This window comes from Bradyrhizobium sp. CCBAU 51745, from assembly GCF_028128715.1.
Taxonomy (GTDB): domain Bacteria; phylum Pseudomonadota; class Alphaproteobacteria; order Rhizobiales; family Xanthobacteraceae; genus Bradyrhizobium; species Bradyrhizobium manausense.
Genome location: NZ_LBJP01000085.1, coordinates 205,075 through 225,289, shown reverse-complemented (window position 1 = coordinate 225,289; position 20,215 = coordinate 205,075). Strand labels below are relative to the sequence as shown.

The 20,215-nt window shown below is 64.5% G+C and carries 16 protein-coding genes; 6 read left to right on the top strand and 10 right to left on the bottom strand.

Features of this window, described 5'->3' with window-relative positions:
• Position 1 precedes the first annotated feature (1 nt).
• The 6 genes from XH98_RS26670 (at position 2) to cnbZ (ending at position 9,202) form a co-directional block, all read left to right on the top strand.
• On the top strand, positions 2–3,097 hold the full coding sequence (locus tag XH98_RS26670) for a MexW/MexI family multidrug efflux RND transporter permease subunit (protein ID WP_271601838.1): 3,096 nt from the start codon (positions 2–4) through the stop codon (positions 3,095–3,097).
• A gap of 114 nt (positions 3,098–3,211) precedes the next feature.
• Positions 3,212–4,192: an ABC transporter substrate-binding protein gene (locus XH98_RS26665; RefSeq protein ID WP_271601839.1), complete on the top strand. Its 981-nt coding sequence runs from the start codon at positions 3,212–3,214 to the stop codon at positions 4,190–4,192.
• Between the two features lie 54 nt (positions 4,193–4,246).
• Positions 4,247–6,814: a sensor histidine kinase gene (locus XH98_RS26660; protein ID WP_271620403.1), complete on the top strand. Its 2,568-nt coding sequence runs from the start codon at positions 4,247–4,249 to the stop codon at positions 6,812–6,814.
• Positions 6,811–7,200: a response regulator gene (locus XH98_RS26655; protein ID WP_057753253.1), complete on the top strand. Its 390-nt coding sequence runs from the start codon at positions 6,811–6,813 to the stop codon at positions 7,198–7,200. The genes XH98_RS26660 and XH98_RS26655 overlap by 4 nt, the downstream gene beginning before the upstream one ends.
• Entirely contained in the window at positions 7,197–8,447 is a 1,251-nt protein-coding gene (locus XH98_RS26650; protein ID WP_271620402.1) for an adenylate/guanylate cyclase domain-containing protein, read from the top strand. The genes XH98_RS26655 and XH98_RS26650 overlap by 4 nt, the downstream gene beginning before the upstream one ends.
• Before the next feature lie 8 nt (positions 8,448–8,455).
• A complete protein-coding gene (gene cnbZ / locus XH98_RS26645) occupies positions 8,456–9,202 on the top strand; it encodes a 2-amino-5-chloromuconate deaminase CnbZ (RefSeq protein WP_271620401.1) in 747 nt (248 codons plus the stop codon).
• Here the strand turns inward: cnbZ and XH98_RS26640 are convergent.
• The 10 genes from XH98_RS26640 to XH98_RS26595 all read right to left on the bottom strand — a co-directional run bounded on the left by XH98_RS26640 (position 9,199) and on the right by XH98_RS26595 (position 20,215).
• Positions 9,199–10,086 (bottom strand): ABC transporter permease, encoded by an 888-nt coding sequence (locus tag XH98_RS26640; protein WP_271601843.1) that lies wholly within the window; start codon positions 10,084–10,086, stop codon positions 9,199–9,201. The genes cnbZ and XH98_RS26640 overlap by 4 nt on opposite strands.
• Before the next feature lie 3 nt (positions 10,087–10,089).
• A complete protein-coding gene (locus tag XH98_RS26635; RefSeq protein ID WP_220000800.1) occupies positions 10,090–11,031 on the bottom strand; it encodes an ABC transporter permease in 942 nt (313 codons plus the stop codon).
• 10 nt (positions 11,032–11,041) lie between these two features.
• On the bottom strand, positions 11,042–12,550 hold the full coding sequence (locus XH98_RS26630) for an ABC transporter substrate-binding protein (protein WP_271620400.1): 1,509 nt from the start codon (positions 12,548–12,550) through the stop codon (positions 11,042–11,044).
• A gap of 22 nt (positions 12,551–12,572) precedes the next feature.
• On the bottom strand, positions 12,573–13,679 hold the full coding sequence (locus XH98_RS26625; protein ID WP_271620399.1) for an ABC transporter ATP-binding protein: 1,107 nt from the start codon (positions 13,677–13,679) through the stop codon (positions 12,573–12,575).
• Complete coding sequence (locus tag XH98_RS26620; protein ID WP_271620398.1) at positions 13,679–14,662, bottom strand: ABC transporter ATP-binding protein; 984 nt, start codon at positions 14,660–14,662, stop codon at positions 13,679–13,681. Before XH98_RS26620 ends, XH98_RS26625 begins: the two co-directional genes overlap by 1 nt.
• Positions 14,659–15,369, bottom strand: coding sequence for a DUF1028 domain-containing protein (locus XH98_RS26615; RefSeq protein ID WP_271620397.1), 711 nt, complete (start codon positions 15,367–15,369; stop codon positions 14,659–14,661). The genes XH98_RS26620 and XH98_RS26615 overlap by 4 nt, the downstream gene beginning before the upstream one ends.
• Positions 15,370–15,378: 9 nt before the next feature.
• Positions 15,379–17,184 carry a gamma-glutamyltransferase family protein gene (locus XH98_RS26610; protein ID WP_271620396.1) on the bottom strand — a complete coding sequence of 602 codons (1,806 nt, stop codon included), beginning with the start codon at positions 17,182–17,184 and terminating at the stop codon, positions 15,379–15,381.
• Positions 17,185–17,266: 82 nt separating this feature from the next.
• The gene (locus XH98_RS26605) at positions 17,267–18,256 is read right to left on the bottom strand and encodes an ABC transporter ATP-binding protein (protein ID WP_271620395.1); all 990 of its coding nucleotides are present in this window, start codon (positions 18,254–18,256) and stop codon (positions 17,267–17,269) included.
• Positions 18,253–19,239, bottom strand: a complete 987-nt coding sequence (locus tag XH98_RS26600) for an ABC transporter ATP-binding protein (protein ID WP_057753234.1) — start codon at positions 19,237–19,239, stop codon at positions 18,253–18,255. Before XH98_RS26600 ends, XH98_RS26605 begins: the two co-directional genes overlap by 4 nt.
• Before the next feature lie 13 nt (positions 19,240–19,252).
• A complete protein-coding gene (locus XH98_RS26595; RefSeq protein ID WP_271601850.1) occupies positions 19,253–20,215 on the bottom strand; it encodes an ABC transporter permease in 963 nt (320 codons plus the stop codon).

Here is a 20,215-nt window from a genome sequence, read left to right as displayed (position 1 = left end):
GATGGCCTTTACTGATATTTTCATCAAGCGCCCGGTTCTGTCGGTCGTCGTCAGCCTGTTGATCCTGCTGATCGGCCTGCGCGCGGCGATGGTGCTGCCGATCCGTCAGTACCCGAAGCTGTCGAACACGGTCATCAACATCACGACCGTCTATCCCGGCGCGTCCGCGGATTTGATCCAGGGCTTCATCACGACGCCGATCGAGCAGGCGGTCGCCTCGGCCGAGGGCGTGGACTACATGACCTCGTCCTCGGTGCTCGGCACCTCGACGATCCAGGTCTACATCAAGCTGAACTTCGACCCGAACCAGGCGCTCACCGAGGTGCTGGCCAAGACGAACTCGGTCAAATATCTGATCCCGAAGGAATCGAACGACCCGATCGTCACCAAGACCACTGGCCAGACCACGGCCGTGATGTATCTCGGCTTCTCCTCGGAGGAACTGTCAGGCTCGGCGATCTCGGACTATCTGACGCGCGTGGTGCAGCCGGTGCTGTCGACCGTCGACGGCGTCGCCTCGGCCGACATTCTTGGTGGCCAGACCTTTGCGATGCGGCTCTGGCTTGATCCCGTGAAGATGGCCGGCCGCAGTGTGTCGCCGGCGGATGTTGCGGCCGCAATCACGGCCAACAACTTCCAATCCGCGGCGGGCCAGACCAAGGGCTATCTCATCGTTTCCAACATCTCGACGAACACCAGCCTGACGGACGTCAACCAGTTCAGGAAGATGATCGTGAAGGCCAAGGACGGTGGCTTCGTCCGGATGGAGGACATCGCCACGGTCGAGCTTGCGGCGCAGAGCACCGACGCGAGTGTTGCCTTCAACGGGGAGCATGCGATCTTCATCGGTGTGAACGCGACGCCGCAGGGCAATCCGCTGACGCTGGTCAAGGGTGTAAGGGCGCTGTTCCCGGAGCTCGAGCGCAACCTGCCGCCGTCGATGAAGATGAAGGTCGCCTATGACTCGACCAAGTTCATCCAATCCTCGATCGACGAAGTGGAGAAGACGCTTGGCGAAGCCGTGATCATCGTGATCGTGGTGATCTTCCTGTTCCTGGCCTCGCTGCGTTCGGTCATCATTCCTGTTGTCACCATCCCGTTGTCGATGATCGGCGTCTGCACTCTGATGCTGGCGCTGGGATTCAGCTTCAATCTGCTGACCTTGCTCGCGATGGTGCTCGCGATCGGCCTCGTGGTCGACGACGCCATCGTGGTGGTGGAGAACATCCACCGGCATCTCGAGGAGGGAAAGACGCCGGTGCAGTCGGCGCTCGAAGGCGCGCGTGAGATCGTCGGTCCCGTCGTGTCGATGACCATCACGCTTGCCGCAGTGTATGCCCCGATCGGCTTCCTCGGCGGTCTCACCGGTTCGCTTTTCCGGGAATTCGCCTTCACGCTCGCCGGATCAGTGATCGTATCGGGCGTGATTGCGCTGACCCTGTCGCCGATGATGTGCTCGGTGCTGCTCAAGAACACCGAAGAAGGCCGCTTCGCCAAGCTGGTCAACAAGGTGTTCGGCGCACTGACGCGCTGGTATGGCCGCAGGCTCGACCGGTCGCTCGATTACAAGGCAATTACCGGCCTGTTCGCAATCACGATCCTCGGGCTCGTCGGCTTCCTCTATATGCACACCTCGAAGGAACTGGCACCTGAGGAAGACCAGGGCATCGTGTTCGCAGTGACCAAGGCGCCGAAATACGCCAATATCGACTATGTCGATTTCTACGGCGACAAGCTCGACAAGAAATTTCAGAGCTTCCCGGAGACCGATCTGCGTTTCGTGCTGAACGGCATCAATGGCCCGCAGGGCGGCATCGCCGGCATGCTGCTCAAGCCCTGGGAAGAGCGCAAGCGATCGTCGATCGCGCTGAAGCCGCTGGTGCAGGCCGAGCTCTCCAAGATCGAGGGCGTGCAGGCGTTCGCGTTCAATCTGCCGCCGCTGCCGGGTGGTCCGGGCGGTCTGCCGGTGCAGATGGTCATCAATTCCACCGCGAGCTACCAGACCGTCTTTGAGCAGATGGAGAGGCTGAAGGACGCTGCGCGCAAGAGCGGCATGTTCATCGTTTCCGACAGCGACCTCGCCTTTAACCAGCCCAGCGTTGTGGTCACGATCGACCGTAACAAGGCACAGGATCTCGGCGTCAACATGCAGAACCTCGGCAGTACGCTCGCGGTTCTGCTCGGCGGCAACTACATCAATCGCTTCAATCTCGAGGGCCGCTCCTACCAGGTGATCCCGCAGGTGCCGCGCGCCAACAGACTGTCACCGGAATCGCTTGGCGGTTACTATGTGACGACCAGCACCGGCCAACAGCTCCCGCTGTCGACCGTGGTCTCGATCCAGACCAAGACCGACCCGAACTCGCTGACGCACTACAATCAGCTCAACTCGGCGACGTTCTCGGCCGTGCCGATGCCCGGCGTGACCGTCGGCGCCGCGGTTGACTTCCTCGAGAGCGAGGCCAAGAAGCTGCCGCAAGGCTTCAGCCACGACTATCTCGCGGATTCCAGACAGTATGTGCAGGAAGGCAATCAGCTCGCGATCACCTTCGGGTTCGCGCTGATCATCATCTTCCTAGTGCTGGCGGCCCAGTTCGAGAGCTTGCGTGATCCGCTGGTGATCATGATCTCGGTGCCGATGGCGATCGTCGGTGCGTTGATCCCGCTGTTCTTCGGCGTGGCGACCATGAACATCTACACCCAGGTCGGTCTGCTCACCCTGGTTGGCCTGATCACCAAGCACGGCATCCTGATGGTGGAGTTCGCCAACGAGCTCCAGGTGAATGAACGGCTGGACCGCCGCTCGGCCATCGAAATGTCGGCTCGTATCCGCCTGCGGCCGATCTTGATGACGACGGCTGCGATGGTGACCGGCCTGATCCCGCTGCTGACTGCGACCGGCGCGGGCGCAGCCAGCCGCTTCTCGATCGGCCTCGTGGTCGTCGCCGGCATGTCGATCGGTACGCTGTTCACGCTCTTTGTCCTACCCGCAGTTTACGTCGTGCTGGCGACCGACCATCGTGCGGCCGCCGATTCCGAGCGTACCAAGCAGGTCAACGAGCTCGACCTCAACGCCAAGGCGCTTCGGCCGACCTGAGGCCGGCCGAATCAAAGATTGCAGGGCGGCAATGGCCATCGCCATTGCCGCTTTTTTCTTGTCTCGTGCTAGACTTGGCTGGCGTGCTATTGCGCCAGGGGCAAGGGAGACGTGATGAGGCGGCGCGAATTCCTGGCAGGGCTCGGCTGTGTCTCGCTGTTGGGGCCGTGCTCGGCCGCGGCTCAGAGCGACAGGATGTTCCGTCTGGGCACGCTGACGCCGATCGCACCGATCACGGAGACCAGTCCTGGCGGCAAGATCCTGATCAAGGTGCTCGGCGAGCGCGGTTTCAAGCTTGGCCAGAACTTGGCCATTGAAGCGCGCGGGGCGGCGGGCGACGTCGCGAAGCTCCCCGCGCTGATTGCAGAGCTGAAGGCTGCGAAAGTCGATGCCGTCGTGATCGTTGGCTATCCGACGGCAATGGCGGCCAAAGCGGCCGACATTCCCACCGTGGCGGCCAGTGGCATCGGTGATCCCGTCGAAACCAGGCTGATCGAGAGCCTGGCGCATCCAGGCGGCAAAATCACCGGGATTTCGGACGTCGCAGCGACACTCAGCGCCAAGCGGCTGTCGCTGCTCAAGGACATGTCGCCGAAATTGACCAAGGTCGCAATGCTCTGGAACAAGGACGACCTCGGCATGACAATGCGCTACCAGGCGTCCGCGAAGGCTGCACAGGCGCTCGGGCTGTCCGTGCAGGCGTTAGGTGTCCGCGAACCCGATGATTTCGAGGAGGCTTTCTCCGTGATGAATGCCGATCCGCCGGACGGCATCCTGATGGTGGCCGACGCACTCACCATTCTCAACCGCAAGCGCGTGTACGAATTCGCCGTCCACCGGAAACTGCCGGCGATCTACGAAAATGCCGATCTCGCTCGCGACGGAGGGCTGATGTCTTACGGAGCGGATGTGCTGGAATCCTTCGAGCGGGCGGCCGCCCTCGTCGCCCGCATTTTCAACGGTGCCAATCCCGGCGATCTGCCATTCGAGCAGCCGACCCGCTATCCCCTGGTGATCAATCTGAAGACGGCCAAGGCCACCGGCCTTGAAATTCCCCCGACCTTGCTTGCACTTGCCGACGAGGTCATCGAGTAACCTTGCCCGCCGTGGCGAGAGACAAGGTGCGGCCTTCTTGCTAGGCTCGGGGAAATGAGCATTTCCGTCCATCCCGACACCCCGCAGACCAGGACCCTGCCGAGCGCGGCCGGGTCCGCCACGACGGGGCGGGGGATCAGGACCCGCCTGTTCACCAAATATGTCGCGCTGTTCGTGGCCGTGGTTGCGGTCGCCCTGCTGACCAATGGCCTGTTCGAGGTCTTGTTCTACTACAGGGAACACAAGGCCGCCCTGATCCGGGTCCAGCACGAGCAGGCCGAGGCGGCCGCCGCCAAAATCAGCCAGTTCATCAAGGAGATCGAGAGCCAGCTCGGCTGGACCACGCAGCTGCCCTGGTCTGCGGGTTCGATCGAGCCGCGCCGGTTCGATGCGCTGCGGCTGCTGCGTCAGGTGCCTGCGATCACCGAGCTCGCCCAGCTGGATTCGACCGGCAAAGAGCGGCTGCGCGTCTCGCGGCTGGCGATGGACGCGATCGACAGCGGCGTTGATCTGTCGAGCGATCCGAAGTTCACCGAAGCCGTCGCGCACAAGGTCTATTATGGACCGGTGTATTTTCGCCGCGAGTCCGAGCCCTACATGACACTGGCGCTGGCCGGGGCCAGGAAGGATGCCGGGGTCAGCATCGCGGAAGTCAATTTGAAGCTCATCTGGGACGTCGTCTCCCAGATCAAGGTCGGCCAGCATGGGCACGCCTATGTGGTCGGCCCCGAGGGGCGGCTGATCGCCCATCCCGACATCAGCCTGGTGCTGCGCAATACCGACATGTCCGGCCTCGCACAGGTCCGCGCAGCGCAGGCCGGCGGCGGCGTCATGCCCGATGCGCTTCAGGAGGCGATCAACATCCAGGGCCAGAAGGTTCTGACCGCCTCGGCCCCGATCGAGCCGCTACACTGGACCATGTTCGTCGAGCTGCCGGTCGAGGAGGCCTATGCCTCGCTCTATGCCTCATTGCAGCGGCTCGCGATCGTGCTGCTCGCTGCCTCGATCTTCGCAGTGCTGGCGGGGATTTTCCTGGCGCGCCGCATGGTCGGCCCGATCCAGGCACTGCGCAGCGGCGCCGAGCGGATGGGCGGCGGCGATTTCTCCCAGCGCATCTCGATCAAGACCGGCGACGAGCTGGAAGGGCTCGCGGACCAGTTCAACGACATGGGCTCGCGGCTGCAGGAATCCTACGCCGACCTCGAAAACAAGGTCGAGCAGAGGACGGCAGAATTGCGGGAAGCGCTACAGCAGCAGACCGCGACCGCCGATGTGCTGAAGGTGATCAGCCGTTCGACATTTGATCTACAGACCGTGCTTGACACGCTGGTGGGATCGGCTGCCCGCCTGTGCGATGCCGACGAAGGAACGATCTTCCGGCCCCGCGATGGCGCCTTTTATCTGGCAGCGAGCTGCGGCCTCGATGCGGAGCAGGAGAACAAGCTTCGGACATTTGCTTCCGTGCCGGAGCGGGGAAGTGTCGTCGGACGCACCCTGCTCGATTGCAGGACAGTCCATATTCCCGATGTGCAGGCCGATCCGGAGTATGCACCTTCGTCTGCGAGAAGACGCTCCAACGTGCGTACGATGCTGGGTGTCCCGTTGCTGCGGGAGGGAGCGCCCATCGGCGTCTTCGTCTTGACGCGGCATGTCGTGCGTCCGTTCAGTGAAAAGCAGATCGAGCTCGCCACGACCTTTGCAGATCAGGCTCTGATTGCGATTGAGAATGTGCGCCTGTTCGAGGAAGTCCAGGAGCGCACCAGAGAGCTATCGCGATCCCTCGACGATCTGCGCACCGCCCAGGACCGTCTGGTCCAGACCGAGAAGCTTGCCTCGCTCGGCCAACTCACCGCCGGCATCGCGCACGAGATCAAGAACCCACTCAACTTTGTCAACAATTTCTCGTCTCTCTCGATGGAGTTGATCGACGAACTGAACGAAGTTCTGCAATCGGCGCAGCTCGACAGCAAGGCGAAGGAAGAGGTCGACGAGCTGACCCACATGCTCAAGGGCAATCTCGACAAGGTGGTGCAGCACGGCAGGCGTGCCGATTCCATCGTGAAGAACATGCTGCTGCATTCGCGCGAAGGCTCTGGCGAGCATCGCCCCGCCGACATCAACGCGATCTTGGAGGAAAGCCTCAATCTGGCCTATCACGGCGCGCGGGCCGAGAAGTCCAACTTCAACGTCACGCTCAAGCGCGACTTCGACCCCGCAGCCGGCATGGTCGATATTTACCCGCAGGAAATCACCCGCGTCTTCCTCAATCTGATCTCGAACGGTTTCTATGCGGCGGCCAAGCGCAAGGAGAGCGGAGCCGACGGCTTCGAGCCGACCCTGAGCGCATCGACGAAAAATCTCGGCGATAAGGTCGAGATCCGGATACGCGACAACGGCACGGGTATTCCGCAGGACGTGAAGGAGAAGATGTTCAATCCCTTCTTCACCACCAAGCCGGCAGGCGAGGGCACCGGGCTTGGCCTGTCCATGAGCCACGACATCGTCGTGAAGCAGCACGGCGGCACGATCGACGTGAACACCACACCCGGTGCCTTCACCGAATTCATCATCACCCTGCCGCGCGCAATGGCGGCAAGCGGCACTTCGGGAGGCAAGACGTGAACGTTTACATCCTGGTCGTCGATGACGAGCCCGATGTCGAGGCGCTGTTCCGGCAGCAATTCCGGCGCGACCTGCGTGCCGGCCGTTTCCAGATGGAGTTCGCACCCTCTGCGCCCGATGCGCTGAAGCGTGCCGCCGAGGTGCGCGATCCCTCGCTGATCCTGATCCTGTCCGACATCAACATGCCCGGCATGAGCGGGCTTGATATGCTGCCCAGGGTGCGCGCCGAGCATCCGAATGTTCCTGTGATCATGATCACGGCCTACGGTGATGCCGAGACGCATCGCAAGGCGATCGAGCGCGGCGCCAGCGGGCTCCTCACCAAGCCGATCGACTTCGCGCAGCTGCGCCAGCAGATCGACACGAGGCTCGAGCAGGCGGCATGACCCCGACTATTCTCTTCGTCGACGATGAGCCCGATCTCGAGGCGCTGATCCTGCAGAAATTCCGCAGGAAGATCCGTGACGGGCTTCTCGCCATCATGTTCGCACGCGACGGTATCGAGGCGCTGGAGTCGCTCGAGCAGAACCCGCATGTCGACATGGTGGTCTCGGACATCAACATGCCCAGGATGGACGGGCTGTCGCTCTTGCAGAAGCTGCAGGAAGCCGAGGACAAGAAGTCGACCATCATCGTCTCGGCCTATGGCGATATGAGCAATATCCGCACCGCCATGAACCGCGGCGCGTTCGATTTTCTCACCAAGCCGATCGACTTCGCCGACCTCGAAACGACGATCGAGAAGACGCTTCGCCACATCGAGATGCTACGCGAGGTGCGGCGCCGTCAGGCGGAAGCCGAACGGGCCCACGCCGCGCTGTCGCGCCACTTCTCGCCCGAGCTCGCCAAACGCCTGGCGGCAGGCAGCGATAGCGAGGGTATCGAGGTGCAATGGCGCGATGTCGCCGTCATATTCACTGATATCACCGGCTTCACATCGCTGGTCGAGAGCGCAGCGCCCGAGACATTGGGCGGGCTCCTCAACGAATATGTCGGTGGGATGACCGAAGTGATCTTCGCGCATGAGGGGACGGTTGCCAAGATCATCGGCGATGCGATCCACGTGCTGTTCAATGCGCCCGGCGATCAGCCCGACTATGCGACGCGTGCGGTCGCCTGCGCGCACGATCTCGACCGTTGGGCGCAGGATTTTTGCGTGCGCCAGAAGGCCAGGGGTGTGAATTTCGGCACGACCCGTATCGGCATTCACGCAGGATCCGCATTGGTCGGCAATTTCGGCGGCAATCGTTTCTTCGACTACACCGCCTATGGCGACACGATCAACATCGCAGCGCGGCTGGAGGCCGCCAACAAGCAGCTCGGCACCCGCATCTGCGTCAGCTCCAGTGTCGCCGAGGCGGTGGCGAGCTTTCAGGGGCGCCCGGTAGGTGATCTGATGCTGCGCGGACGCAGCGAACCGCTGCGCGCGTTCGAGCCGCTGCCGCAGGACAAGTTTGATGCGCCCGCGACGGCACAATATGCCGAGGCATTTGCAAGGATGGAGGCGGGCGACGCCGCGGCGATGCCGGCCTTCGCCGCGCTGGTCGGGATGCACGCCGACGATCCGCTCGCCGGCTTTCACTTGAGACGCCTGCTCAACGGCGCCAAAGGCATTCGCATCCAGCTGGATTAGGGTTAGACATGACGCGTGAATTCTCCGCCGGAAATTACCGGTTCATCCCCTCCGTGTTCCAGTATTCTGCTGGTGCTGCTGCCGACGACGGTTATGAGATCGAGCGCGTCAGGTTCGATCGCCTGGTGCCGCTGGCCGACGGGTTTGCGCTGGCTGCAAACTACATCCAGGCGCAAGGACGTCCGCTGACGGCTTTCTGTGCCTGCGAGCTGCGCTCGCCCGCGGCCTTCAGCGAGGAAGGCTTTCGCGCCTTCAACCTGCATTATGTGAAGACGCTGTCGGAGTGGGGCATCTTCGACGGCAGCACCAATCCGGTGGCACGCAGCAATGTCTGTCCGGAAATCGATCCGCCCGCGGAGCCGTCCTTCCATGCGTTCTCGTTCACGCGTCCGGCGACTTCGAAGGCGCCGTCCTTCGTGATCGCCGGTGGCGCCGAGGCGCGCGAAGGCAGCGGCACCTATGTCGAACGTACCGTGCGTTATCGCGACCTCAGTCCGGAAGGCCTGCGCGAGAAGGTGCGCTTCACGACGACCTCGCAGATGGAGAACCGGATGGCGGCATTTGGATTCGGCTGGAAGGACACCACCGGCGTCCAGGCCTATTCCGTGCACGACTTCCATCATGCGCTGGTCGACGAGCTGGTACGGCGCGGCGCGCTGCGCTCGGGCCTGACCTGGCACTTTGCGCGGCCGCCGGTGGTCGACCTGGAATATGAGATGGATTGTCGCCGCGTGATGCGTGAGGTGGTGATCTAACGCTGCCGTGGGTCCAGCGCATCGCGCAAGCCGTCGCCGAGCAGGTTCAGTGACAGCACCACGAGGAAGATCGCCAGCCCCGGCCAGATCGCCATCCAGGGCGCCTGGGTCAGGAAGCGTTGCGCCGCATTCAGCATGCTGCCCCAGGACGGCGACGGCGGCTGCTGGCCGAGCCCAAGGAACGACAGGGCGGCTTCCGCGATGATCGCCGCGGCGATCGACAAGGTCGCCTGGACCAGCAGCGCGGGCAGGATGTTCGGCAGGATGTGGGAGACCGCGATCCGCCAGGGCGGATTGCCGAGCGCGCGAGCAGCTTCGACATAGTCCTCGGCCTTGACGCTCAGCACCTGGCCGCGGGTGAGGCGGATGAAGACCGGCGTCGCCGAGATGCCGATTGCGATCATGGCATTGCCGAGGCTCGGACCGAGGAACGCCGCCAGCGCGATGGCCAGGATCAGGAAAGGGCAGGCGAGCATCGCATCGGTGATCCGGCTGATCAGCGCATCGACGAATCCGCCGCGATAGCCGGACACCAGGCCAAGAGGAACGCCTATGCCGAGCGCGATCGCAACCGAGATCAGGCCGGCCAGCAATGAGGCGCGTGCGCCATAGATGACGCGGCTCAGGATGTCGCGGCCGAGCTCGTCGGTGCCGAACCAGTGCGCGGTCGTCGGCGGCTTGCGCACCAGGCTCCAGCTCGTCGCGATGGGATCATAGGGCACGAGCAGAGGCGCCAGCAGTGCGAGCAGGATGAAAACGATGAGGACCACGAGGCCCGCAACCGCCGCCTTGCGCTTGAACAGGCGACGCCGCGCCCGGCGCGCCGGGCTGTCCAGCTCGCCGGTATCAGTGATGGGGGTGGCCGTAAGCACGGCGTCGGTCATGGCCTAGCCCCTCAGCCGCGGATTGACGAGGATATAGGCGAGGTCGGCGACCAGATTGAGCGTGATGTAGACCGTGGCGGTCACCAGCACCACACCCTGCACGACGGCGTAGTCGCGGTTGAACACGGCGTCGACGATCAGCTTGCCGAAGCCGGGAATGGAGAAGATCTGCTCGGTCAGCACGGCGCCGGACAGGAGCGTGCCGAGTTCGAGCGCGCCGAGCGTGATGATGGGCGTGAGCGCATTGCGCATCGCATGCTTGAGAATCACCGAGCGCTCGGACAGGCCTTTCGCGCGCGCCGTGCGCACATAGTCGCTCTCCAGCACCTGCAGCATGGCGCTACGGGTATGCCGCATCAGGATCGCGGCGATGGCGTTGCCGAGCACGAAAGCCGGCATGATGGTGGCGGCCAGGCTCGCGCGCCAGTTCTCGGTCAGCGGCACATAGCCGGAGGCAGGCAGCCAGCCGAGCTCGATCGAGAACAGGAAGATCAGCATGATGCCGAGCCAGAAGTTCGGCGTCGAGATGCCCCACAGCGCAAAGAAATTGGCACCGTAGTCCCAGGCCGTCCCCTTCTTCACGGCCGCGACGATGCCGGCGGGGATGCCGATCAGGAAGGCGATGATGATGGCCATGGCGCCGAGCTGCAGCGTCACCGGCAGCTTTTGCGCGATCAGCTCGCGCACCGGCATCTTGTTGCGAAGGGATTCGCCGAAGTCGCCGACAAGGACGCCCTTGATCCAGTAGACGTATTGCACGGGGACGGGTTGATCGAGCCGGTATTGGTGCCGGATTTGCTCGATCACGGCAGGATCGCGTTCTTCGCCCGCCATCACCAGGGCGGGATCGCCCGGCAGCAATTGCTGCAGCGAGAAAATCAGCACCGACACGAAGAACAGCGTCGGGACGATCTGCGCAAGCCGGCGGGCGAGGAAGTTCAGCATCCGCTTGGCGTCACTTCAGCTTCAGGCCGACGACGCGCACGAGGCCGTCGGGCATCTGCTTGTAACCTTCGAGCTTGGTGGTGTGCGCAATGATGATGCGGCGATGGTAGAGATAGAGGATGGGCTCTTCGTCCTGGGCCAGCTTGGCCAGGATTTCGTAGCTGGCCTTGCGCTTGGCCGGGTCGGTCACCAGCCGCGCGTCCTCCAGCGCCTTGTCGGCCTGCGCATTGTTCCAGTCGCTGTAATTCTGAGGCGCGTTGCTGTGCAGGAAGACGACGCTGTTGCCGTCGGGATCGATGCGGCCGCTCCAGGCGAGCCAGAAGGCCTGATAATCGCCGGCCTCGGCCTGCTTTAGCCCGGTCGCAAACTCGGTCACGCGGATCTTCATGTCGAAGCCGGCTTCTGCGGCCATTGACTGGATCATCTGCGCCGGTGTTTCGTTTTCCGCGCCCTTCGGCACCAGGAAATCGACGCTGACCGGCGGCTTCACGCCAGCTTCCTTCAGCAGGGCCTTGGCCTTCTCCACGTCGCGCGCACGGACCGGAAGGGATTTCTGATAGTAGGGGTGATCAGGATTGACCCATTGATTGCCGACCTGGAACTCGCCGTTGAAGACGACCTGGTTGATCGCCTCGCGGTCGATGGCAAGGTCGAGCGCCTGCCGCACCTTGGCGGACTGGCTGAGCGGGCCCTTGGCTTTGTCCTTGCCGATGTTCAGCGTGATGCCTTGATAGCCGAGCTCGATGGCGGTCGCGACCTTCAGCCGTGAATCGCTACGCACCTCCTTGAGGTCGGTGGCGAGCACGCGCTCGATCAGATCGAGGCCGCCCGATTTCAAATTCGCGAGCCGCACGGTGGCGTCGACGATGGGTTGGAACACGATCCGATCGATAAAGACGTTATCCTTGTTCCAGTAGTCGGCGAACTTCTCGAACACGATGCGATCCTGCTGCACGCGCTCGACGAATTTGTAGGGACCGGCGCAAACCGGGTGCAGGCCGAACTTGTCGCCGGCTTCCTTCGCCGCCTTCGGCGACACCATCATGCCGGCACGATCGGTGAGCTGGGCGAGCAGCGGTGAGAATGGCGATTTCAGCACCAGCTTGATGGTGAGGGGATCGACGACATCGATGTGGTCGACCGAGGCGAGCTCCGGCTTGCGGAACGAGCCGGGGAAGGTCAAGTGACGCTCCAGCGAGAATTTGGCGGCGTCCGCATCGAGTGGCTCGCCGTCGTGGAATTTCACGCCGGGGCGGAGCTTGATGACGAGGCCCTTGCCATCATCGACGGTCTCGCTCGACAGCGCGAGCTGCGGCACGATGTTCAGCTTCTCGTCGATGTCGAACAGCTTGTCGCAGAAGGCGGCGAACACGATGCGGCCGACATAGGTCCGCGCCATGGTGGGATCGAGAATGTCAGGGTCCTCGGCAAGCCCAATCCGCAGCGTGGTCTGGGCCTGCGCGGCTCCAAGCGTCAGCAGGGCAACGGCAGCCGTCGCGGCCAGGCGAAACATCTTCATCGGACAGTCCCCATTGCTCGGGCTACGTGGTTGGTGGCCTTGCACTCTGTATACCAACACCGGCCGGGTTCGCGCCTTCCGTCTTTCGGCTGAAGGCCGCGACTAATTTTGCCAGTGCCGGGGAAAATCCGGCCGCTGCGGGCAGTATCGCGTCGGCCGGGGGCAGCTCGCTGACGCGGTGGCAGGCGGTGGCGTGGCCCGCGCTGTCGGCCACCAGCGCTGGCGCTGACGTGCGGCAGCGGTCGATCACGAAGGGGCAGCGGGTGTGGAAGCGGCAACCCGCCGGCGGATTGAGCGCGCTCGGGATCTCGCCTTGCAGCACGACCTTCGCCCGCTTGGCGTGAGGCCGGGGCAGCGGGATCGCCGACAGCAGAGCGCGGCTATAGGGGTGGCGGGGCTGGGCGAACAATTCGTCTGCGTCGGCCTCTTCGACGATGCAGCCGAGATTCATCACCGCGACGCGGTCGGCGATGTGTTTGACCACGGCGAGGTCATGCGAGACGAAGATGTAGGCGAGGCCAAGCCGGTCCTGAAGCTCGCGCAGCAGGTTCAAGATCTGCGAACGGATCGAGACGTCGAGCGCCGAGACCGGCTCGTCGCAGATGATCAGCTTCGGCTCGACCGCAAGCGCGCGGGCGATGGCGATGCGCTGGCGCTGGCCGCCGGAGAATTCGTGCGGATAGCGCCGGGCCAGTCGCGGCTCGAGCCCGACCAGCCGCAGCAGCTCCGCGACGCGCTGTGGCCGCTGCGCCGGTGGAACGAGATCGTGCAGCGCCAGCGGTTCGGTCAGGATCTGCGCGACCGTCATGCGCGGATTGAGCGAGGCGTAGGGGTCCTGAAAGATGATCTGCGCCTCGCGGCGGAATTTGCGCAGCGCATCGGCGTCGAGCGAGAGCAGGTCGCGGCCGTCGAACCGCACGCTGCCTGCATCCGGCTCGATCAGCCGCAGCACCAGACGGCTAACAGTGGATTTGCCGCAACCGGATTCACCGACCAGGGCGAGAGTCTTGCCCGCCTCCAGGGAGAACGTCACGCCATCGACCGCTTTGACATGCGCCCGCGCCCGGCCGAACAGCGAGCGTTCGGCGACGAAGTGCTTGACCAGTCCGTTGACCTCGAGCAGCGCCATCACGACACCAAAACTTCGAGCGGTGCGCGGATGCAGCGCGAGACGTGGTTCGGGCTGACGTTTATCAGCTGCGGCGGCGCCCTGGTGCAGGCCTCCAGCACGAACGGACAGCGCGCGGCGAAGCGGCAGCCGGCGGGCGGCTGCGCCATGTTCGGTACCATGCCTTCGATGGTCGCCAGCTGCTCGGCGCGATGGTCGAGGCGCGGGATCGAGCCAAGCAGGCCCACGGTGTAGGGATGCTGCGGCGCTGAAAACAATTCGTCGACCGGCGCGCGCTCGACGATCTCGCCGGCATACATCACCGCGACCTCGTCGCAGACTTCCGCGACGACGCCGAGATCGTGGGTGATCAGGAGGATGGCGGCGCCGCTCGCCGCCTTCAACTCGCGCATCAGCTCCAGGATTTGCGCCTGCAAGGTGACGTCCAGCGCAGTGGTCGGTTCGTCCGCGATCAGGAGCTGCGGATCGCAGGCCAGAGCCATCGCGATCATCACGCGCTGGCGCATGCCGCCGGAGAGCTTGTGCGGATATTCGTCAACGCGTCGCTCGGGCGAGGGGATGTGCACGCGGCGCAGCAGCTCGATGGCCCGCTCGCGCGCGCTTTTCCGCGAGCCGCCGCGATGGCGCAGGATCGTCTCGATGATCTGGTCGCCGATCGTAAAGCTCGGGTTGAGCGACGTCATCGGCTCCTGGAAGATCATCGCGAGCCGGTTGCCGCGGAGGTCCCGCAGGGTCTGGTCCGGGGTCTTCAGCAGGTCAAAACCGTCGAAGCGGATCGCGCCAGTAATCTCAGTCGTCTGCTTCGGCAGCAGGCCCATGATCGCCAGCGACGTCACACTCTTGCCGCAGCCGGATTCGCCGACGAGACCGAGTGTCGCGCCATTGGCGACGCTGAGATCGACGCTGTCGACGGCGTGGGTGATACGGCCGTCGTCGCCGTGAAAGCGGACACGAAGGTCCCTGATCTCGATGAGAGGGCTCATGCTTGTCTCGCCCGCGCCGCGGCGATGCTGGCCTCGATGACGCTGCGATCGGTGTTGCCGGCCGGGTTCTTCCGGGTCGGCATGGACGGGCGGAAATGGACCCAGAGCTCGTGACTGACCCGTTCGAGCCGTTCGAGCTCCCCGAGTGGATCGGGATGGTCGTCGGCGCGGATGTCCAGCGCCGGCCATTCCTCCTCGCCGTGGATCAGCAGCGCGGCCGATTGCTTGCCGCGCTTGTCGCCGCCGGCGGCTTCGCCTCCGCGCATTGCCGCGAGCAGGCGGCGCGGGAAGGGCAGGCTGTCATTGGCGATATAGGTCTTCGCCGTCTCGGCGAGCACATCGGCACCCGCAAGCATGTTGCCGGCGATCGAGAACCCGCTGCCGGCGATGTGGCCGCACCAGTCGACGCAGTCGCGTCCGGTATGCGCGGCGATCGCACCGCTCGCATCCATGATATGGATTTGCCGGCTCTCGCGGCCGTCGTCTGTCGCGAGCAGCGCGGCGAGCACGTCATGGGCGTTGAGGCCTTCGCGCAGCAGCTTGACGCCGTCGATGCCGTAATAGGGATTGACGAAGGCCTGGGTCGCGATGGCGCCGAGGCCGGCCGCAATGTAGGGCACGCGGGCGCCGACAGCGAAGAAGCGGGTTGCGACCGCAATGCCGAACTGGCCGGTGGCAGGGTCTCGCGCGATGATCGACCAGGTCATGTGCTGCCTTCAGCGTCCTGCGGCGTAGCCCTGCATGCCGCGCGGATTGGCGGCGGCGCGCCGGCGCACCCCGACGCGCGAGGCCGCGGTGAGGCGGCCTTCCGACCAGTCGGGGCCGACCTCGACGATATGTCCGCGCTCGCGCAAATTCTCGATCGCTGCCTTCGGCACGCGGTTCTCGACGACGAGCACGCCGGGACGCGCGGTGCGCGGCCAGAACGAGATCGGGAAATGTTCCGAGTGCCAGGCCGGCGCGTCGATCGACTCCTGGAGATTGAGATTGCAATGGACGTGGCGCAGGAAGAACTGCGTGATCCATTGGTCCTGCTGATCGCCGCCGGGCGAACCCCAGGCCAGATACGGCTCGCCGTCGCGCAATGCCATGGTCGGTGACAGCGTGGTGCGCGGCCGCTTGCCGGGCGCGAGCGAGCCGGGATGGTTTTCCTCAAGCCAGAACATCTGGGCTCTGCTGCCGAGGCAGAAGCCAAGCTCGGGGATAACAGGCGAGGATTGCAGCCAGCCACCCGACGGCGTCGAGGACACCATGTTGCCGGCCTTGTCGATGATGTCGAAATGCACGGTATCGCCGCGCACCTCGCCGAAGCGTCCCACGGTCGGTTCGCCGGCGCCGAGCGCGCCAACCGCCTCGCGCTGCCCTTCGGCGCGGCGGAGCTTGACCACGCCGCCGAAGCCTTCGACGGTGCCGGGCCGGAAGTCGAGCGAGGCCCTGTCGGTGACGAGCTTGCGGCGCTCGTCGTTGTACGCATCCGACAGCAGCGTCGCGATCGGGATGTCGGAGAACTTCGGATCGCCGTAGAATTTTTCGCGGTCGGCGAAGGCGAGCTTTGCGCATTCGATCTGGAGATGGATGAATTCCGGCCCGGTCGGATCGAGCCCGTCGAGCGCAAAGCCCTTCAACAGCGCGAGCTGCTGCAGCGTCACCGGGCCCTGGCTCCAGACCCCGGCCTTGCAGACGGTGTAACGGCCGTAATCGTAAGTCAGCGGCGCTTCGACGGTCGGCTGCCAGCGCGCCATGTCGTCGGCGGAGAGCACCCCGCGATGCGGGGAGCCGCTGACGTCCATCACCTCCTGCGTCCGGCAGAACTTGTCGATGGCTTCCGCAACGAAGCCTTGCGACCAGGCCTTGCGCGCACGCTCGATCTCGGCGTCACGACCACCGCCGCCGCTCTCGGCCTCGCTGAGGATGCGGGCGTAAGTCCCGGCCAGCGTCTTGTTGGTGAAGATCGTGCCGGGCTTCGGCACCTCGCCGTTCGGCAAATAGACCGCGGCCGAGGTTGGCCAGTGCTTGCGGAACAATTGCTCGACCGTCTGGATCGTCGCGCAGGCGCGCTCGACCAGCGGGTAGCCGTCGCGGGCGTAAGAAATCGCGGGCTCCAGCACGTCGCGCACGCGCATGGTGCCGTAGTCGCGCAGCAGCATCATCCAGGATTCGAAGGTGCCGGGAACACAGGCCGCGAGCAGGCCGGTGCCGGGCACCATGTCGAGGCCTTCGCTCTTGTAATGCGCGATGGTGGCGCGCGCCGGCGCCGGGCCCTGGCCGCAGATCACCTCGGTGCGGCCGCGCTTCACGTCGTGGACGATGACAGGCACATCGCCGCCGGGGCCATTCAGATGCGGCTCGACGACCTGAAGCGTGAAAGCAGTGGCGACACCAGCATCGAACGCGTTGCCGCCCTTTTCCAGGATGGCCATGCCGACGGCGGTCGCGATCCAGTGCGTTGAGGCGACGACCCCAAACGTGCCCTCGATCTCGGGACGCGTCGTGAAGGGATCCGGATTGACGATGCTGGCCATGGGCTACCTCGTTGACGGCGCGCGCAATTGATCACATCAGGCCCTGGGATGCCAAATGCACAGGCCGCATGGCACGCGCGCGTTATGCCGGGACCGGCGCGGTGTTCACGGCATGGCAGGCGACGCCGTCGATAAGTTTCGGAACTTCCTTGCGGCAAAGCTCGAACGCCAGCGGACAGCGCGGATTGAAGGCGCAGCCGGCAGGCGGATTGATCGGGTTCGGAATCTCGCCCTTCACCGGAATGCGCTGGCGGCCACTCATGGCGAGATCGGGTACGGCGCCGAGCAGCATCTTGGTGTAGGGCATGCGCGGGTTGGAGAACAGCTCGCGTCCCTCCGCGATCTCGACGATGCGGCCGAGATACATCACGCCGACGCGGCTCGCCATGTGGCGGACCACGGCGAGGTTGTGGCTGATGAACATGTAGGTCAGGCCGAACTTGTCCTGGAGGTCGCGCATCAGGTTCAGGATCTGTGCCTGCACGGAGACATCGAGCGCCGAAGTCGGCTCGTCACAGACGATGAACTCGGCGTCGGAGGCGAGCGCCCGCGCGATCGCAATACGCTGGCGCTGGCCGCCGGAGAATTCGTGCGGAAATTTCAACCGATCGTCAGGATGCAGGCCGACGAGGCTGAGCAGCTCGCCGACGCGGGCCTGGATGTCGCGTTCGCCCTGGATCAGGTCGAAGGCGCGGATCGGCTCGGAGATGATGGCATCGACCCGGAAGCGCGGGTTCAGGCTCGCATAGGGATCCTGGAAGATCATCTGGATGCGGCGGCGCAGCTTTCGTCGCGCCTGCGCCTGTCGCGGATCGGTCATCGAGATGCCGTCGATCAGGACGTCGCCGGAGCTCGGCGGCAAAAGGCCGACGACCATCCGGGCCACCGTGGTCTTGCCCGAGCCGGACTCGCCGACGAGAGCAAAGGTCTCGCCCTTCTTGATGTCGAAGGTGACGCCATCGACGGCTTTGAGAAATTCGAGATGCCCACCTTCGAGCACGCGGTTGAGCCAGGGCTTTGAAACGTCGAAGACGCGGCGCAGATTTGTGCCCTGGACGAAAGGCGTGCTCATGCCGCGGTCTCCGCCGGCACGGTGTCATAGAGATGGCAGGCGACCGATTGCGCGCCGTGCGGCAGCGGCTCGGGCCGGTCGACGCGGCAGCGGTCGAATGCGAAAGCGCAGCGCGGGTTGAACGAACAGCCGCGCGGGATGGCCGAGAGCCGCGGCATCGAGCCGGGGATCTGCACCAGGCGCTTGTCGTCGCCGGCAAGTGTCGGGATCGCGCCCATCAGGCCCTTGGCATAGGGATGCAGCGGGTTCTTGACGACATCCTGCACCGGACCGATCTCCGCGACACGGCCGGCGTACATCACCGCGACGCGGTCCGAGGTCTCGGCGATCACGCCCATGTCGTGGGTCACCAGCATGACGGCGGTGCCGTGGTCGCGGCCGAGCCGCTTGATCAGGGAGATGATCTGCGCCTGCACGGAGACGTCGAGGGCGGTGGTCGGCTCGTCCGCGATGATCAGCTCCGGCTCGGCACAGATCGCGAGCGCAATCACCACGCGCTGGCGCATGCCGCCGGAGAATTCATGGGGATAGCCGTCGATGCGCTTTTCGGGCGCGGGAATGCCGACCTCGGCGAGCAGATCGATGGCGCGGCGGCGCGCGGCCTGTTCGGATAAATTGAGATGGGTCCGGATCGTCTCCACAATCTGGTCGCCGACCTTGTACAGCGGATTGAGCGAGGTCAGCGGATCCTGGAAGATCATGCCGATGCGCTTGCCGCGGACGCGTCGCATCTCCTCCGGCGGCAGATCGTCGATGCGCAGGCCGGCGAGGCGAATCTCGCCGCCGGCAATGCGGCCGGGCGGGTCGATCAGGCCGATCACTGAAAGCCCGGTCACCGACTTGCCGGCGCCGGATTCGCCGACCACGCCGAGTACTTCGCCCTTGGCGATGTCGAACGAGACGCCGTCGATGGCGCGCAGTGTGCCGCGGCGCGAGGCGAACTCGACCTTGAGATTGCGGACGGAGAGGACGGGTTCGGTCATGAACGCTGTAGACTCATCGGAGTTTGGGGTTGAGCGCGTCGCGCAGCCAGTCGCCGAGCAGATTGATCGACAGGATCAACGCCGCAAGTGCAATTCCGGGGAAGGCCACGATCCACCATTCGCCTGCGAACAGATAGCCGTTGCCGATGCGGATCAGCGTGCCGAGCGACGGCATGGTCTCGGGCATGCCCGAGCCGAGGAACGACAGCGTCGCCTCGGTGATGATGGCGAGCGCGAGGTTGATGGTGGCGATCACGAGGATCGGCCCGGTGGTGTTCGGCAGCACGTGGCGCAGCATGATCACGGGGGCGGGCAGGCCGATCAATTGCGCGGCCGCGACATAATCCTTGTTCTTCTCGACCAGGACCGAGCCACGCACCGTGCGGGCATATTGCACCCAAAAGCTCAACCCGATCGCAAAGACCAGGACCGCCAGCATGCTCATCTCGTCGAGCTTGTTGCCGAAGACCGATTTGGCGATGCCGTTGATCAGAAGCGCGATCAGGATGGCCGGGAAGGAGAGCTGCACATCGGCGATGCGCATGATCAAACCGTCGACCGCGCCGCCGAAATAGCCGGCCGTCAAGCCGAGCAGGATGCCGATCGCGCCTGACAAGACCACGCCGAGCACCCCGACCAGCAGCGAGATGCGCAGGCCGTAGAGGATCGCGGACAGCACATCGCGGCCCTGCTCGTCGGTGCCAAGCAGGAACGGGCTCTGACCGTCGGCGGTCCAGAGCGGCGAGATGCGCGAATTCATCAGCTGGAGCTGCGCCGGGTCGAACGGATTCTGCACCGACAGCACCGAAGCGAAGATCGCGACCAGGAAGAACAGCAGCGTCACACCCGCCGCGATCATGGTGATCTTGGAGCGGCGGAACGAGTAGAACACGTCGCCGTCGAGCGCGCGCCTGAACCGGCCAGGCGGCGCCGCAGGGCGCTTCTCGGTTGTATGCGGAACGACAGCTTCGCTCAT